Here is a 16104-nt window from a genome sequence, read left to right on the forward strand (position 1 = left end):
CAACGGATTGCGTTTCGCCTAGAGTGAGCTTTGTCTAGATTTCAGAGGCACGGACGCAGCGATAGCAACGGCTGCAACTGCGACTGCTAGCGAGACTGCTAAAGCCCATTTCATCCGAGCAGATAATGGAGATTTGTACCCTCTCTCCGGCTGAGGTAATGGATCTCCGGAGGTCGCTGCAAGTATCAAACGTGCGGCTAGCTCTGGGCTATCCCACTGGGGAAAGTGGCCGCAGTTCGGGAACCAGTAGAGTTGCGCGTCCGGAAACTTGGATATCGCTCGGGTGGCTTGGCGCGGTAGACATACGTGGTCGTCTTCGCCCCAGCCGATCACAAGAGGAGCCACCACCGAGCCTTTGGGGCTACCGCGCTGCGCCTCACCATGGGCTAAGTTTTCGAGAAGCTCATCAAATGAAGGAGACGCTGCGAACGACCGCATCTCTGTAAGCGCAAGGTCGGAGGGAATGGACCAGGGATGTGCAGAGAATTGAGCAAACAGTGCGGTGCGACCAATCGGATTGCTCGTGGTGGCAGGCATCACGGGCTGCAATGCTCGCACGAGCCGTACTGACGCCGCCACTGAGTAATAAAAGACGGGAACTTCCCAGCCTTCCCAGAACCCTCCCGGATCGAGTGAGACAACAGCGCCGAGCACGCCGCCCCGCCTAACAAGCTCAAGAACAAGGCGTGCTCCCATCGAACTTCCAACCGCATCGATGCCGAGCAGACCCTCTCCTATCAAGAACTCAGTGACTGCGTCAGCGAGCGTTGAAATGGAGACGGGGCCGGAGAGTGGCGGCGTTCGGCCATGGCCTGGGAGGTCAACAGCGATGACCTCGCGACCGCCCTCGGCAAGCCGGTCAATGACCGGCTCCCAGGATGCCCAACTTCCGCCGATGCCATGTACGAGTAAGAGGGGTTTACCTGATCCGCGACGAACTGTATGGAACTTCATGTTCGCTTGGATGCGCGATTCTCTTAGGTAACTTCGCTCGCCATGCGAGCATAACGAAGGAGCTCACCCCTAATAAGCTACAGCGATGTCTCCCCGGCCTGGGTTCCCTCTAGAACGTCCTTAGGCGTCGCGATACGTTCGAAGTTATCCGCCAACGTGTGAAGGGCTTGAGGCACCTCGGCCCCGGCCAGTGGTTTTCCGTGTCCTGGCGCGACCGTTACAGGTTCCAAACCTGCAAGTTTGCGCACGCTCACCTTTGCCGCACCCCAGTCTGACGTGAAATAGCTCGGCGGCCCATGCAGTTCTGCTGGCTGGAAAAGATTGGCCGCGAAGAAGCTCTCCGCCTTAGTGGTGCAGAATGCATCTCCCACCAGCAATGTCCTATCGCTCTCTCTGAAGAAGCTCACATGGCCCGGCGTGTGTCCGGGCGTGTGGATGAGCTTCCATCCCGGCATCTCTGCCAAACTCAACTCGCTACCTTCGCCTGGCAACTTTTTCAGCCTGGAGCCCAGATCGATGGGGCCTCGAGGAAGAGTTGGAGACATGAGCGGCATCACCCCTCCACCCGCTTTCCAATCTGGGGCGGGGTATTCCTTTAGGCCCGTAAGGTACGGGAACTCGAGCGCATGGGCGTACACAGGCACGTCCCACTGCTCTGAAAGTTCCTTTGCTGCACCTGCATGATCGAAATGTCCGTGCGTTAGAACGATAGCGTTGGGAGGACGTTTGAACGTCTTCTCTGCCCAACTCTTGATCCGACCCGCGGAAAAGGGAAGAGCTGTATCGATCAAGGTCCAGCTACCATCCTGGTGCTGTAGCCCGAAGACATTTACGAAAGTGATTTTCAGTCCGCTCAGACCTTCCGCGATCGCGTCGATCGGCACAATCTGCTCATCACTGATTTCGACTTTGTCCATTGCGACCACCTCTGCGACCTAGGATGCAAAAGAACCCTGCTGGCGTCCGATTCTGCAGTGATCGCGCACCGGAGGTTGCAATCGTTAGAATGCTGAACACTGATTGCACTACGCGAGCGAAGGACTAGCTGTCACAAGCCCTCACCAGAGCCGCAGGATCGGGCCGGGGCTGAATGACTTGGCAGAGAGGTGACATTTCTACTTGGCAGCTACATAGCCTGTTGCTGCTCATTAGAAATGACAGGGTACTGCGCCCAATAGAAATGTCAGTATAGGTTCCGTCGTCGTGGTGCGGTGGGAATGTGTGAAATCACGAAGTGATTTCCAAGGTCTGTGGGAAGGGTGGGAGACGGACAGCTTCCCGTCCGTTTTCCATGCTTTCCTCAGGCCGGCATTTCCACCGCTTTTTGCGCGAGCGGTTTTTGGATGAAGTCCGGTCCGTAGAGATTTCGTATTCGCTTTTTATAGCCGGTCTTTTCGCTGTTGCTCAACACCTTCGTCTCATGCCTGAGGTCCTGCTGTGCCTTCACGATGGTGAGCGCGTGTCCTAGTCGTTTGTTCTCAACGATCGCAGTCTGCTTCACGCGCTTATCCTTGCTAAAGACGCGATAGGGAAGAGAGACACCCTTCCATCGCACCTCCAACCGTCCATCCGTGTAGTCGTAGAGATCGACATACTTGCCCGCAAGTTCTTCCGAAGTCTTGTTGCGTTCCAGGATGATCTGTCTGCGGTCGTAGTGGAAGGTGAGCTGCGCGCTGAGGTAGCGCTGCTCGCGATGACACAGGATGTCGGTCAACCCCGACGTTGGCAGGTGGACCTTGCGATGCAGGTTGTCTGGCTTAGCTGGCACCACGGCGAAGCGTTCGTTGAACCGATCGATGAACCCGGGCAGGAAGTCGTTGCCGGCTTCCACGGTGCTGATCTGAGAGAGTCGCAACTCCTTCACGAGCCGATCCTGCAGCGTGCGGTTGGCACGCTCCACGCGGCCCTTCGCCTGGCTAGAGTTCGCGCACAGGATCTCGATGTTCAGCTCACCCAGTGCGCGCCCGAACTGAGTTATGCCGGATCCACCGGCTGCATCACGGTTCATGCGGAAGACGGAATGCTTGTCGGAGTAGAAAGCAAGAGGGCAGCCGTGGCTCTGTAGATAGCCTTGCAACGCTTCGAAGTAGGACGACGTGCTCTCGCTCAGAACGAAGCGCAGCTGCATGATCCTGCTGGTTGCGTCATCGATGAAGACCAGCAGCGTACAGGGCTCAGCCCGATCTTCGAACCACCGATGCTGGCTGCCGTCGATCTGCACCAGCTCTCCGTAGCTCTCGCGGCGCAGCCTGGGCTGATGGAATGTTCTTCGCTGCTTGCGGGACAGCCACAGCCCGGCTTCGACCATCCACTTGCGCAACGTCTCGCGTGAGACCTCGATACTATGGCGCTCCAGTAACGCCTCGGAGGCCAACGTTGGACCGAAGTCACGATAGTTCTGCCGCACCAGCTCCAGCACGTAATCACGGACGCCGACGTTGAACGTGTTCGTTGCGGGACGGCCTCGCGCCTTGTGGATCAGCGCCGCGCCGCCGCCGTCCTCATACCTGGCCAGCAAACGTTGCGTCTGCCGAAGACTTACGTTCAACACGCCCGCGGCCGACTCCGTCGTCCGCCGACCGGCCAGCACCTCGGACAAAACTTCGATCCGTTGCAGGTCCTTCTTGCTCATCTGTACCCAGCCCAATCCATCGCCTCACAGTCCCAGCTAAGAGGGACGTTCGGCGACATTTTGGCTTTGCACAGCTACGACAGTTTCGCTTTGCTCTTACATAGCAACTATGCAGAATCTTTCCTATCGGACGAAGGTTGTTTTCTATGCCGATTGCTCTGTATCTGTGACTGCGTGTAAAGCTTTCCTCCGTAACGGCCGGGGGCGATCGCCCATTCATGAGCCGATCCACTTCGTCTCAATGAGGCCGTTGGCCATACTGGTACACAAACGCGGTACACTCATCAGCTTCGCCAAGCGTCGAAAAACTACTCTAAGCTACGTTTTCTCAACTACTTACGCCTACGCTCAATTACGAAGCACTACCCTTTGTTTTGTTGCACTTACGCTGTTAATAGGCAACTCATAATCCGTTGGTTCCAGGTTCAAGTCCTGGTGGGCCCACCAATGCTGCCATCGGCGCGCTACATGCACCGGGTGAGTATTCCGAACTGTGCGGTGGGGCTGTAGCTGGGTGCGGACGTGCCGTAGTCCGTGACGGTGTTGAAGATTCATCGGCGCGGCTCGACTGAGTGGGCAGCAGCCCAAATCGAATTTGGGCTGCTGTGGCAGTCAGCAGCGACACGCGTCCGAATTTTTTCGGGTGCAGTGGCGCGGCTATGTCATAATCAGCGAAACAGTTTGCGTTTCTTTTCGCGCCGCGTACTGCACATGTGCAGCGCCGCTTTTGCGCTTTTTGAGTAGTCGCCTAAAGGCAACAAGCTACGACTTTTGGGGCATTCGACCCTGCAAACGTAGAAAACTGTGTTTATCTGAGTGGAGTTACTCCATTGTTCGACCTTCTGCCGCCTCCTATGCCGCCTGTCAAACGTTACAAAGTTCGTATCTCCGCATGGATAGCCCTCGGCGTCCTGCTCTGCTGCGCCATTACCGTGGGTGTAAGCGCGGTCGAACCGTGCCAGCGCGCGGTCAAGCGCGTGATCACGGAAGTCAAGTGGCCGCATTACTCGAAAACCACTGTGGCTCGCTGGGTAGCGTGGGGTAAGCAACACCCGAACTATGTGCCACCCAAGCGCAAACCGATTGTGTCCACGCGCGAGGTGGAGGACATGGTTTCGTTTGCCTGCGAGATGCCTTCGATTGAGTCCGCGCCGGTAGAAACTGCGATGTTGGAGCAGACACCGGACGAGACGCTGGCATTGGACCTGGACGACTCGCGTCCTTACCTGCTGGAGCTGAACAGCGGCGCGCCGACGGTGGCGCTGCTGAACGTGCCGGTACAGCAGGCGGAACTGCCGCCGAGCGAAGCACCGGAGCCGCAGACCTGGCTGTTTCTGTTGACCGGTGTGGCGTTTCTGGTTGTGGTGGGAAGACGCGGCCTCCGGCGCGGTCAGGCTCTGGATGCGCTGGAACTCAGCGCTTCCGCTCTGTAACGCAGACCCGGATCGCATTGGTGGTCCTCATGGGTCTGTAAGCAGACCCGGAGGCCCCGCCCGGCGAACCGAATCGCGTCTTGCACAGGCGTGCTGCTGCCAATGGTCTTGCCGAACCGTCTAGAGCTTCCACACGATATTGAGAGAACGGTCCGCACCCGACCGGGTCAACGCCCCGTGCTATGTGCCGGGGCGTGGTGTCGCAACTTCCAAACGACCCATCTGGGTAGAAAGAACAGCCCGTGTTCGCAGACGGCAACGGCGTGAACAACCGGTTCCGCAGCGGAGCCAAACGTTCGCAGCACCAGGGTCGCCGCGGCTTCTTCGGCATAGGCCCACGCGGTTGCGATGCGCCCGCGGCCGGGTGTGGGAGCGGCGTGCAGTCGCCAGCGAAACGGCGCCGGCCCCACAATTACGGCAATACGGTGAAGATGGTCGGGGCTGCTGATCAGTTCGGCGCTTGTCCAGCCACGGGCCAGCATGATGGCGGAAACGCCGCGAACATTTTCGATGGTGGTGCGGGAGTGTCTCTCGGTAGAGATTGCCCCAGCGGGAATGCCCAGTTCGACAGCCTTCCTGGACATTACGTCGGCTTCGACGAACTTGTTTGCAGTGGGGCCACCGCTGAAGATGACATGCGCGGCCGCGCCACGCTGGTATTCCGCGACGGCTTCCCGCACGCGCCAGGTCTGCATCGGCGAAGGCTCGCCATTGATCTCAGCCGGAGAACCAAAAACGATCAACGCGTCCGCCGGTCCCGGCCCGAGGTTGCCGCTTGCTGTGGTGGCGAAGCTCCACCAGGCCGCACAGCCGAGACCTGCGGCGGCCGCGGCCAGGGTAGCGGTTAAAGCTTTTCGTCTTCCGGTCACTCTGCAGGTTGCCTCCAGGTGCAGCTTGTCTCAACTGCGTACATTTCACCTTACCGGCCGGTGTGATGCCGGCTGGCGAGGTGCCGAAACACTATGCTAAGGGTGCATGTTTCCACACGGGACCGCGGACTGGATGTTTCTTGCCTGTTTCGCTCTTATCTTCTACGCCTATGCCGGGTACTGGTTGCTGCTGCGCCTCCTGGCACAGCGGCGCGCGGTTCAGGCAGCGGCATGGGAGCCGACGGTTTCCGTAGTGATGGCGGCGCGCAACGAGGGGCAACATCTGGCGGCCAAGCTCGCGAACCTTGCGGAGCTGGATTACCCGGCGCACCTGTTGCAGGTTGTGGTGGTCTCGGATGGGTCGACGGACAGCACGGCGGAGGTGTTGTCACGGCATCCCGGCGTGGAAGCGGTGTTGCTGCCCGAAAGCGGGGGCAAGGCACTGGCGTTGAATCAGGGTGTACGCCGCGCGACCGGCGAACTGCTGTTGATGTTGGATGTGCGGCAGCAGTTGGACCGCGATGCACTGCGACGGCTGCTGCCACCGCTTGCCGACCCTGCGGTGGGAGCGGTGAGCGGGGAACTGCTGTTGGAAGAGACGAATGGCGTGCCGTCAGGCGAAGCGTTGGGGATTTATTGGAAGATCGAAAAGGCCGTCCGGCGTATGGAAAGCGAGAGCGGGTCGGTCGTGGGTGTGACCGGGGCGATCTACCTGATGCGGCGTTTGTTGTACCAGCCGCTGCCCGCAGGACTGGTGCTGGACGACGTGCTGGTACCCATGCAGGTCGCGCGACGGGGATACCGCGTGCTGTTTCAGCCGGCGGCGGTGGCGCGCGACCGCATCTTTGCCGAGCCTGGAAAGGAGTTCCGCCGCAAGGTGCGAACGCTGACGGGCAACCTGCAGCTTGTGCAACTGGCGCCCTGGCTGCTGAGCCTCCGCAATCCGCTGCTGTTCCGCTTTGTGAGCCACAAGCTGCTGCGTCTGCTCGTACCGTTTTTGCTGGTGGCGATGCTGGTGACTTCGGCGGTGTCGCGCAATCCGGTCATGCACGTGCTGTTGGTGCTGCAGATCGTGTTCTTTGCGCTGGCGGCCGCGGGAACCGTCGCGCCTGGTCTGCGGCGATGGCGTTTGATTGCAATCCCGACCACGTTCATCATGCTGAATGTGGCGGCGGCGATGGCGTTTTACAAATTTCTGACGCGGGAAAGCGTGTGGCACTGACGCTATGCTCGTACAGTTAGATCGCAGGTAGAAACGGCATGTTCGGCACCGGTTTAGGTCATCTCATTCCCACGATCGCCTACCTAGGCTTCTGGGTCATGTGCGTGGTTTCGCTCACGGGCCGGCCGTTGTATGGGCTGTATTACGTGATGCCGTTTCTGCCATACCGCACCATGCGCGAGCACTTCGCGGACTACCCGCTGAGTTCACAGACGGTGACGATCCTTGTGGTGTGCATTCTGATCGGCGCCTTCATCAAGGGCAAGCGTCCACCACCGTCGCGAATGTACCTGACATGGGTGCTGTTCGCGTTGTACATGTACCTGTCGATGTGGATCGGCACGGCGCTGGGAAACGCGCCGGCACCCCTGTGGCTGTCGGACAACAATTTTGTGCTGTGGAAAGACTATATGGTGCTGCCGCTGCTGCTGGTCGCAGCCGGCATGGTGATTGAGACGCGCCAGCACCTGCGGACCGTTCTGATTCTGATCGCAGTATCCCTGTTTCTGGTGGACCGCAGCGCGTTGCTGGAGAGCCTTTCGCATAGCTGGGCCGTGTTCGATGAGAACAAACGCACAAGCGGACCGATCGCTTACGGACCCAACCAGCTTGCCGCATTTCTTGCGCAGTTTGGCATGTTTTTCTGGGGCTGCGCGGCGGTGCTGAAGCGGTTTCGCGTGAAGGTAATCCTGTATGGTCTGACCGGGCTAACCATGGTGACGACGCTCTATGCCTTCTCGCGGGCGGCGTATATTGCGGTGCTGGTCGCGGTTGCCGTGTTGGCCCTGCTGAAAGATCGAAAGCTGTTGTTAGTTCTCGCGGTCTTTATGGTGACGTGGAAGGCGTTGGTGCCGGCCGCGGTGAGCGAACGAGTTGACATGACGCACAATTCCTCCGGTCAGTTGGAATCGTCGGCGCAGGAGCGTGTCGATCTTTGGGAGCAGTCCAAGGACATGTTCGTGCACAGCCCCGTGGTGGGTATCGGTTTCGGCGCATTCATGTATAGCGAACACACGGCAGACCTGAAAGATACGCACAATTACTACGTGAAGGTGCTGGTGGAAATGGGACTGATCGGGTTCGCCATCTTCGGGGTGCTGGTTTTCCAAATGGTCAGCACAGGTTTCCGAGTCTTTCGAAAGGGAAAGGGCAAGGACCCACTCTTTGAGGCGGTCGGTCTTGGATTTGTGCTGGCGATGGTGACGTCGCTGGTCGCCAACGGCTTTGGCGACCGCTGGACCTATGTGGAGATCAACGGCCTGCTTTGGGTGTTGATGGGCGGCGTGTTGCGCGCCGACGTGCTGTTGCGCGACCCGGAAACCGGCAAGCCCGCGTGGATGCGTAACAGGGGCAGTGCGATGGTGCAGCCGCCGAGGCTGACCGCCAGTGTGCGCTAGTCCGGATGTTGCCAGATCTGCGCGTGACACCCCGGAAGAAATCCCTGTAGCGCTGTTGTCCGAGTCTCTGCGCGGAACGCCCTGGCGCAAGCAGGATGGTCCGCATGTGGTGCTGCTGGTGGACCAGTTTCCTGCTGTGCTGGGGGGCGGCGAACGGGTGGTGCTGCGGACGGCGCGGCTGCTGGGAGACGCGGGATTCCGTGTGTCGATTTTGACCTTCCAGGTGTTGTGCGATCCGGAGGTGCTGCGAACGGCACCGTGCCCCGTTTATCTGCTGCCGCTGCACAACGTGTTTGCGCCTGCGGCGCTGAAGAGTGCCTGGCAGCTTGGAGCTTTTCTGCGGCGGTCGAAGGCTGGCGTGGTGATGACGTTTTTTGAGAGCAGCAACCTGTTCGGCGGCATTGCGGTGAAGGCGCTGTCTCGCGCTCGCCTGATCTGGAATCGTCGCGATATGGGCATCCTGCGCGAGCCGAAACACAGGCTTGCCTACCGATGGCTGCGGTCCTTGCCGGACGCCGTGATCGCCGTGTCCGAGGAGGTTCGCCGTCATGCGGTGGAGGTGGACCGCATCTCGCCGGCGCGGGTGGTCCTGGTCTACAACGGCGTGAACGTCGCAACGGACGAAGGCCCACGCACGTGGCCGGCCGTACCGGTTATCGTGACGGTGGGCAACATCCGTCGAGTGAAGGGGCATGACACGCTCGTGGAGGCAGCCGCCATTGTGCTGCGAAGCTACCCGGAGGCGCAGTTTTGGTTTGCGGGCGAGCCGCTGGAGCCGGAGTTTTTCGCGAATCTGCAGCAGCGCGTGACTGCCCTGCGACTGGGCGCTCACGTGCAGTTTCTGGGTGGTGTGGCGCAGCCGCTTGCGCTCCTGCGCCGTGCCTCGGTGTTTGTGCTGCCGTCGCGGTCGGAGGGCTTCTCGAACGCGATCGTCGAGGCGATGGCCGCCGGTCTGCCGGTCGTGGCGACCAAGGTGGGCGGGAATGCGGAGGCGGTGCAGGATGGGGTGACCGGATTGCTGGTGGCTTCGGAGCAGCCGGAAGCGCTCGCGGGAGCGATGCTGCGCCTGCTGGACAACCCGGAGCAGAGCCGCAGGATGGGGGACGCCGGCCAGGTGCGCGCCGCGGAGGTGTTCAGCGAAGCGGCCATGGTTCGAGGACTGATGGAAGCGTTTACCCGGGCCGGGCTCAAGCTGCCGTCAGCGCCACCGGGGTAAGGAGCTTCAAGTGAGCTGGGGTCTCTGAAGCGGTGATCTTGGCCTGGTTCCGAGGGCTGCGCAGATCGAAGCAGACATGAGTTGCAAATACCGAGTGGAGCAGTGACCGGTGCGGTGCAGCCTGATTGGCAGGTTGCACCGCGCCGGTTACGTCCGGCTGTTGCTGCCGTATTTACCCGAGTTGTGCAAGCGCGGCCGCGGCACTCTTTCCTGCGCGGCTGTCGGGTGCAAGGGTGACGGCCTGCTTCAGGTGCTGCAGGGCGTTGGTCTTGTCGCCCAGCTTCGCGTAGGTTGCGCCCAGGTGGTACTGGATATTCGCGTCCTCAGGCGCCTGGCGAGCCGCGTCCTCCAGCAGGTCGCGCGCCATGGAGTAGGTTGCCTTGTGGTAGTACACCCATCCCAGCGTGTCGGCAGTATTGGGTGAGGTCGGCATCTGCTTGCGGGCGCTCTGCGCGTAACTGAGCGCAAGGTCGGAATTACCGCCGTTTTCCACCATCAGGAATGCGAGATTGTTGCTGGCGGCGGCGTCCTGCGGATGAATCTGCAGAGCCTGCTTGTAGAAATCCTGCGCCTTACTCGTGTCTCCTTTCGCCTCTTCCAGCGTTCCCAGAACGAGTGCCGCCCGGGCGTCGGACGGATGGCTCTTGAACCAGTTCTGCCACAAGCTCAGCGCCTGGTCGGTGCCGCCGGTGGCCACCAACGCCTGCGAGTACAGCTGTACGGCGTTCTCGTTCCCCGGATTGGCTTGCACTACCTTCTCCGCGGCTTCCCGGGCGGCGGGGTAGTTCTTCATGTACATCTGGATCATCGCGTTCAAATAGAGCAGCTGCGGGTTGCCGGGCTGCTGCTGCAGGGCGGCGTTCACGCGGTCCAGGGCGGCCTTGGGTTGCTTCGCGGCCACGTCCATGCTGGTCAGCGAACTGAGCGCCTCCGCGGAATGGGGATCCTTCTGCAGGGCTGATTCAAAGGCGGCGCGGGCTTCCGTCTGCTTCTGTTGTCCGAGCAGGATTTGCCCCTGCAGCAAAAGCGCGCGCACATCGTTCGGGTTCAGCTTGCGCGCGCTGTCGATGTCGGCCTGCGCGTGCGCCCATTCCTTCTGACTGGCTGCGGCGGTTGCGCGCCACAGGTACGCATCTTCCACGCCGGGGTGGGCGCTGAGCGCGTCGCTGGCTACCTGGGAAAGGGTGTTGCTGTCACCGTGCACCATTGCGACGGCGGCTAACCCTTTCAGCGCTTCCAGGTTGGTGGGGTCGACACGTGTTGCGGCCCGGAACGCTGTTTCCGCGATATTCGGATCGTTCTTGGCAAGCGCGGTGCGGCCCGTGAGCAGCTCAAGCGGAACGTTCTCCGGAGAGTTGCGGACGCCTTTCTGCAGGAGGGCAAATGCATCGTCGACCTTGCCCTGCTTGAGCAGCAGTAACGCGTTCAGCACCTCGACTTGCGGGTTCTTGCTTTCGTTCTTGGAAAGCTCCGTGACGATCGCCTGCGACCCGGCAGTGTCGCCGGACTGCATCAGGATCTGCGCGTAGGCGATCTTGATGGGTACGCTCTTCGGGTGGGACTGCATCAGTGAGCCATAAACGCTCTTCGCGTCCGCGGTATTGTTCTGCGAAAGGTAGTAGTCCTTCAGCATCGCGACGGCACTTTCGTTGTCCGGCAAATCGTTCGCGGCAGTCTGTAGCGTTTGCACCACGCCGGCCGTATCGCCTTGCTTGCGGTAGAGCGAGGCCAGAGCCATGCGAAGCTGAAGCGCGTTGGGCGTTGCGGCAATGGCCTGCTGCAACTGCTGCTTCGCACCATTCGTGTCGCCGGTGCTGCTCAGCACCTCGGCCAGGGCGATACGCGCCGAGGCGTTCTTCGGATCCAGGTCGATGGCTTTTTGCAACTCGGCTTTTGCGTCGCCGGTCGACGGACTGGTTGGATTGACGGCCTGCAGGACACCGAGCAGGGTGTGGAGGGCGGAGTCATTGGGCGCCAATTGCAGGGCGTGCTTGGCATCGTCCAGTGCGGCTGCGTCGTCTTTGCGGGTGTGTTCGACCTCTGCCCGCAGACCATAGGCCTCGGCACTGTTCGGATCCATGGCAAGCACGGCCTTTGCCTGATCCATGGCGCGATCCGGAACGCCGCCGGCGATCAGCATCTTGCCTAGATCGAGGCGCGCCTGCTTGTTCGAAGGATCCAGATCGACGGTGCGCAGCAGTTCCTGGTAGGCGCTGATGGGAACGCCCATCTGCAGATACGTCTTGGCCAGGTCGTAGTGCGCCTTGCTGAAGTTCTTATCGATGCGAATGGCGTTGGCGAACTGGATACCGGCTTCGCGGTACTTGCCATCCTTCATGTAGCGTTCGCCGCTGTCGACGTACTTCTGTTTTTGGACGTTGGGATCTTTTTTGCATCCGGTGACGGACAGCAACACGCTACAGGCGAGCAGGGCAGGGGCGGCAGAAGACAAAAAGCGCTGGGTCATGAGTGGTAAACCTGAGCGTACCGGAAAGCTGGTGCGGTGCGCTGCAACTAATTTGGGATATAAGCGGGTAAAAGCGGGAGCAATTGTTCGGTGAAGCGAACGGCGCGGTCGTGCGCCGCGGCGACCGACTCGCCGGGCACCACAGGAGTAATCACCCGGATCAGCGCGGCGTCGGTGCGGCCGTACACGATGGAATCCTTCAGCATGTGGAATTTCGCGGAGTAATCATTGGCGATGTTGCTGCCGTGGCTGCGGTACCAGTACAGAACTTCCTGTCGAACGGCACCGTTGGAGATCAGGTACTCACCGACACGGTCCGTGCCGCCCACGTCATGCAGTTCCGTGGTGCCGGCTTTGTCGAAGTTCCAGCCCGCGCCGGGAAGGCAGTTTTGTGGTGAGTGAATCGATTGGCCGGAGCGCTGGGTCGGGAAGTAGCCAATGAAGAGGCCGACGTCGGCCTGACCCCCCTGGTACATGCGATTCAGGAAGACGCCCTTGCCCAGGATGTCCAGAGTTTCCTGCGGAATCGAGATATCGCGACTGGTCCACTGATTTAATTGGGTGGGCAACTCCGCCAAGGGCCGGCTGGGCGGCACGCGATCGGTGTCCCCGCGGAGCTTGACTAGAAGCAGCGTCAAGGCCAGGAGCGAAACGACTGTCCAAAGTTGGGGATATTTCATGCGGGATTGGAAACCGTGTTGCCGCGGCCAAAACGCCGCGTCGCCAGGTGGATCAGGTAAAGGCAGGCCAGAGACACGAGAAACATGAGCCATCCGGAGAACTCATGAAAGAAGCCCATGGCTTTATCTGGGTCCCAATACTGCACGCACAGGCCGGTGCCAAAGATGCGCAGGGCATTGGCGGCAACGGCGATGGGCAGGCTGCACAACGCGAGTAAGACGCGCCGAAGAGTGCCGCGCTCGAACAGGTAGCCGAAGAAGACGGCAACGGTGAACAGGCTCATCATGGAGCGGATGCCGCTGCAGGCTTCCGCAACTTCCAGCTGCATGGCGGGCAGGTTGATCACGTTGCCTTCACGCAGGACGGGCACCCCGGCCAGCGGCAGCATGTCCGCCGCGACCCGCGATGCGAGCATCTGCAGCGGAAAGGTGAGCTGGTTGAAAAGAACAGCCGGCAGCGGGATGGCCAGCAGCAGAACGCCGATCGGAAAAGTCAGCACGCGAAGCATGCGCATTCCGGCGACGGTCCACACAGCGCCGGCCAGCAGCAGCAGAAACGACAGGCGCGAGAGGAAAAGGTCCGCCCCAAATCGCCCGGTCAGCAACATCAACAACGACACGAACACCAGCGGCAGCCCAGCCCACGACGGCAGGATGGGGGTGGCGGCGATGCGTTTGCGGCGTTCCCAAATCAGAAACGCGGAAAAGAATGGAACGATAAAGCCGTGCGAAAAGTCCGGCAGGTCGTACCAGTCATAGACAAGCTTTGCTCCGACTCCGGCATACAGCAGGGCGGCGAGCAGCAGCAGAAGCGCGAAAGGCACAGCCGCGGCGCTCGGTAATGCGCGCACCTGGCGTGTGGGCGCGGTCGGATTTAGAACAGCGGCTTCACTCATACGTTGCTAAGGCAAATAGACAAAATCCCGGCGGTGGCCAAGGTCTTGCGGAGCCTATCCCGGTAAATTCGACTCCATGGCGAAAATTTCTCTCGGAAATTTGTATCAGCCGGACTATCCTAAAGCAATTGATTTCATCGCCAGCGTCTGATGGACGCGTGACTTGGACAAAGGTAGCGTGAACCCGCGTGTGCGGCGTTTGCGCTGACGGTGTTCGGGCGAGCGAAGGAGCCGCTGTCAAAATGCTTTGGGCAGCGGTGAAGATGTGAGGTTGTGAAGGCGTGATGCGTGTAGTGAGTGGTGTGCTTGCGGTGTGTTGGGTAGGCCTTGCGGCCGGGGCGCAGACGCGCCCGGCGATTGCGCCGCCAGCCTCGCAGGCAGGGAGAACGGCAACAAGCGATGCTGCAACAAACGGGGCGACGGCGATCCCGGCGACGGCAACGGCGAATCCGCAGTCGGTCGTTTCAGAAGACAGCTATGTGATTGGGCCGGGCGACCAGCTGCAGTTGACCGTGTGGAAAGAGCCGAACCTGTCGAATGGTGGCGTTCCGGTGCGTCCAGATGGTCGCATTTCGCTGCCGCTGCTGGGCGACGTGCCAGCCGCCGGCATGACGCCGATGCTGCTGGGCCGTGACATCGCCAGTCGGCTGCAGAAATTCGTCACCGATCCGCTGGTCACGGTGACGATGCTGTCCGTCGCGCCGAAAGAAATTTTTTTGATCGGAGAAATCCAGAAGACCGGACCGGTTATTCTGACGCCCGGCATGAATCTGCTGCAGGCCATTGCCGCCGCCGGCGGGCTTACGCCCTTCGCCAAGAAGAAGCTGTACGTGCTTCGCAAAAGCGAAAAGGGCCAGCAGAAACTCAACTTCAACTATAAAAAAGCCCTGAGCAACGGTGATATGCAGGGTATTACTCTAATGGCAGGCGATACGATAGTAAGCCTGTAACGCTATTTGTGTTTTGCTTCACTTTTGCTTTTGCAAGTTTTCCCATTTTCTGCCCAAAGGATCTCATGGTGTTCGTACGAACCTCATTCATGGTTGCGTTGTCTGCGGCCGCAGTCTGTGCCACCTTAAGTGGCCAGGCCGCACCGACCGCGACGGCGCCTGCGCCCTACAGCCAGTTTGCACTGCCCGGCGTCGGCGGCGAGCTGCGCTATGCACTCACCGCATCGGAGTCGCTGGTGAGCGGCTACAACGGAAACAGCGGCAGTGGTGTCAATGCCTACACCAATGTGTCGGGCGACCTTGCGTATCTGTCGCGTAACCCGCTGCACCAGTTCAGCGCCGTTTACGCGGGTGGGTACCTGTTTGGAAATTCAACTTTTCCGTCAAACTTCTATCAGTCGCTGACTCTGTCGCAGAACTTTCGGACCCGGAGCTGGAACTTTTTGGTGGGCGACTCGGTAAGTTATCTACCGCAAACGCCTGTGGGCAGCCTTTCCGGCATCCCGGGCGCGGGCGACCAGGGTTTGGCACCTGTGGTGATCAACTCCACGCCAACGCTTGGCATTCTGACGACTTACGCCACGCGCATCGGGAACGTTGTGAGCGGCACGGTGTCGCGCGACCTGACTGCGAGCACCAGCTTTTCCCTCTCGGGCGCTGACTCCATTCAGCGGTATACCGGATCGTCCACTGGTTTTCAGGGCATCGACAATGACCAGCAGAGCGCGAGCGCGTCGCTGCAGCATCGCATCAACGAACGGACCTCGGCTGGCGGTTCCTACTCCTTCACCAACTCGACATTCCAGTCGTCGGTACTGCTGGGGCCAGGCAGCTACGGTTACCAGACGCACAGTGCTCAGGTGTCCTTCACACGTGAGATCACGCCGCAGTTGAACGTGGTAGCTTCTGTCGGCCCACAATGGACTGTTTCTGGGTCGAATGCCGGCTTGACGCGAGGTTCGGCGGTGAATGTCGCCGCGACCGCAGCCCTGAGCTATCAGGCGCGGCGTTACAACGCAGGATTGAACTATTCGCGCGGCGTGAATAACGGAAATGGTGTGGTGATCGGGTCCCGTCTGGACTCAGTGGTTGGCAACATATCGCGGCCATTTGCCCGCATTTACAATGTCGGTGCACTGGTCGGATGGAACCACTCCGCGCAGCTGGGTAACTCGACGCTGCCGAACTTCGACAACCAGGGTGTGGTGGGCGGAGGGCAGCTTTCTGTGCAGGTAAGCCGGTCCATTTCCGCGTTTGCGTCCTACACGCTGCAGCGTCAATCCTTCAGCGGTTATGCTCCCGCGGGGATTGCGTTCAACGGGTTGACGCAATATGGAACGCTTGGCGTGACCTACTCGCCAAAACCGATTTTTAGCAGGAAGTAGTAC

12 protein-coding genes and 1 pseudogene are annotated in these 16104 nt (G+C 60.3%); 6 read left to right on the forward strand and 7 right to left on the reverse strand.

All coding sequences use genetic code 11. The features are described from left to right. Positions 1–18 precede the first annotated feature (18 nt). The 3 genes and pseudogenes from ACOFKT_RS01790 to ACOFKT_RS01800 all read right to left on the reverse strand — a co-directional run. On the reverse strand, positions 19–954 hold the full coding sequence (locus ACOFKT_RS01790; protein ID WP_419805728.1) for an alpha/beta fold hydrolase: 936 nt from the start codon (positions 952–954) through the stop codon (positions 19–21). A 77-nt stretch (positions 955–1031) separates the two neighbouring features. Next, positions 1032–1871: an MBL fold metallo-hydrolase gene (locus ACOFKT_RS01795; RefSeq protein WP_419805729.1), complete on the reverse strand. Its 840-nt coding sequence runs from the start codon at positions 1869–1871 to the stop codon at positions 1032–1034. Between the two features lie 449 nt (positions 1872–2320). Continuing rightward, a pseudogene (locus ACOFKT_RS01800) lies at positions 2321–3601 on the reverse strand (ISNCY family transposase); the annotation flags it as partial. Positions 3602–4440: 839 nt separating this feature from the next. Between ACOFKT_RS01800 and ACOFKT_RS01805 the strand changes: the two are divergent. Then, a complete protein-coding gene (locus tag ACOFKT_RS01805; protein WP_419805730.1) occupies positions 4441–5019 on the forward strand; it encodes a hypothetical protein in 579 nt (192 codons plus the stop codon). 167 nt (positions 5020–5186) lie between these two features. On the opposite strand, the gene ACOFKT_RS01810 is transcribed toward ACOFKT_RS01805, so the two are convergent. Next, positions 5187–5888, reverse strand: coding sequence for a YdcF family protein (locus ACOFKT_RS01810; protein WP_419805731.1), 702 nt, complete (start codon positions 5886–5888; stop codon positions 5187–5189). Between the two features lie 106 nt (positions 5889–5994). Here ACOFKT_RS01810 and ACOFKT_RS01815 point away from each other — a divergent pair, with 106 nt between their 5' ends. From ACOFKT_RS01815 to ACOFKT_RS01825, 3 genes are read left to right on the forward strand one after another with little or no spacing between them, the layout of a single operon-like run. After that, complete coding sequence (locus ACOFKT_RS01815) at positions 5995–7110, forward strand: glycosyltransferase family 2 protein (protein ID WP_419805732.1); 1116 nt, start codon at positions 5995–5997, stop codon at positions 7108–7110. Positions 7111–7148: 38 nt separating this feature from the next. Further along, positions 7149–8507 carry an O-antigen ligase family protein gene (locus tag ACOFKT_RS01820; protein WP_419805733.1) on the forward strand — a complete coding sequence of 453 codons (1359 nt, stop codon included), beginning with the start codon at positions 7149–7151 and terminating at the stop codon, positions 8505–8507. Positions 8508–8562: 55 nt separating this feature from the next. After that, entirely contained in the window at positions 8563–9723 is a 1161-nt protein-coding gene (locus ACOFKT_RS01825) for a glycosyltransferase (RefSeq protein WP_419805734.1), read from the forward strand. A 172-nt stretch (positions 9724–9895) separates the two neighbouring features. Here the strand turns inward: ACOFKT_RS01825 and ACOFKT_RS01830 are convergent, their stop codons facing one another. The 3 genes from ACOFKT_RS01830 to ACOFKT_RS01840 are packed head-to-tail and all read right to left on the reverse strand — an operon-like array spanning position 9896 to position 13766. Then, a complete protein-coding gene (locus ACOFKT_RS01830) occupies positions 9896–12190 on the reverse strand; it encodes a tetratricopeptide repeat protein (protein WP_419805735.1) in 2295 nt (764 codons plus the stop codon). Between the two features lie 47 nt (positions 12191–12237). After that, positions 12238–12870 (reverse strand): exosortase C-terminal domain/associated protein EpsI, encoded by a 633-nt coding sequence (locus tag ACOFKT_RS01835; protein WP_419805736.1) that lies wholly within the window; start codon positions 12868–12870, stop codon positions 12238–12240. Then, the gene (locus ACOFKT_RS01840; RefSeq protein ID WP_419805737.1) at positions 12867–13766 is read right to left on the reverse strand and encodes an exosortase/archaeosortase family protein; all 900 of its coding nucleotides are present in this window, start codon (positions 13764–13766) and stop codon (positions 12867–12869) included. The genes ACOFKT_RS01835 and ACOFKT_RS01840 overlap by 4 nt, the downstream gene beginning before the upstream one ends. Positions 13767–14050: 284 nt before the next feature. On the opposite strand from ACOFKT_RS01840, the gene ACOFKT_RS01845 reads away from it, so the two are divergent. Further along, the gene (locus tag ACOFKT_RS01845; protein ID WP_419807079.1) at positions 14051–14716 is read left to right on the forward strand and encodes a polysaccharide biosynthesis/export family protein; all 666 of its coding nucleotides are present in this window, start codon (positions 14051–14053) and stop codon (positions 14714–14716) included. Positions 14717–14805: 89 nt separating this feature from the next. Further along, positions 14806–16101 carry a hypothetical protein gene (locus ACOFKT_RS01850; protein ID WP_419805738.1) on the forward strand — a complete coding sequence of 432 codons (1296 nt, stop codon included), beginning with the start codon at positions 14806–14808 and terminating at the stop codon, positions 16099–16101. The last annotated feature ends 3 nt before the right edge of the window (positions 16102–16104 follow it).

Origin of the sequence: Terriglobus sp., assembly GCF_965201105.1 — a bacterium.
In the GTDB taxonomy this organism is placed as follows: Bacteria; Acidobacteriota; Terriglobia; order Terriglobales; family Acidobacteriaceae; genus Terriglobus.

Coding starts and splice junctions, on each gene's coding strand:
- ACOFKT_RS01835 (WP_419805736.1), bottom strand. CDS start 12,870: ATGAAATATCCCCAACTTTGGACAGTCGTTTCGCTCCTGGCCTTGACG.
- ACOFKT_RS01845 (WP_419807079.1), top strand. CDS start 14,051: ATGCGTGTAGTGAGTGGTGTGCTTGCGGTGTGTTGGGTAGGCCTTGCG.
- ACOFKT_RS01850 (WP_419805738.1), top strand. CDS start 14,806: ATGGTTGCGTTGTCTGCGGCCGCAGTCTGTGCCACCTTAAGTGGCCAG.
- ACOFKT_RS01795 (WP_419805729.1), bottom strand. CDS start 1,871: ATGGACAAAGTCGAAATCAGTGATGAGCAGATTGTGCCGATCGACGCG.
- ACOFKT_RS01830 (WP_419805735.1), bottom strand. CDS start 12,190: ATGACCCAGCGCTTTTTGTCTTCTGCCGCCCCTGCCCTGCTCGCCTGT.
- ACOFKT_RS01840 (WP_419805737.1), bottom strand. CDS start 13,766: ATGAGTGAAGCCGCTGTTCTAAATCCGACCGCGCCCACACGCCAGGTG.
- ACOFKT_RS01815 (WP_419805732.1), top strand. CDS start 5,995: ATGTTTCCACACGGGACCGCGGACTGGATGTTTCTTGCCTGTTTCGCT.
- ACOFKT_RS01805 (WP_419805730.1), top strand. CDS start 4,441: ATGCCGCCTGTCAAACGTTACAAAGTTCGTATCTCCGCATGGATAGCC.
- ACOFKT_RS01790 (WP_419805728.1), bottom strand. CDS start 954: ATGAAGTTCCATACAGTTCGTCGCGGATCAGGTAAACCCCTCTTACTC.
- ACOFKT_RS01820 (WP_419805733.1), top strand. CDS start 7,149: ATGTTCGGCACCGGTTTAGGTCATCTCATTCCCACGATCGCCTACCTA.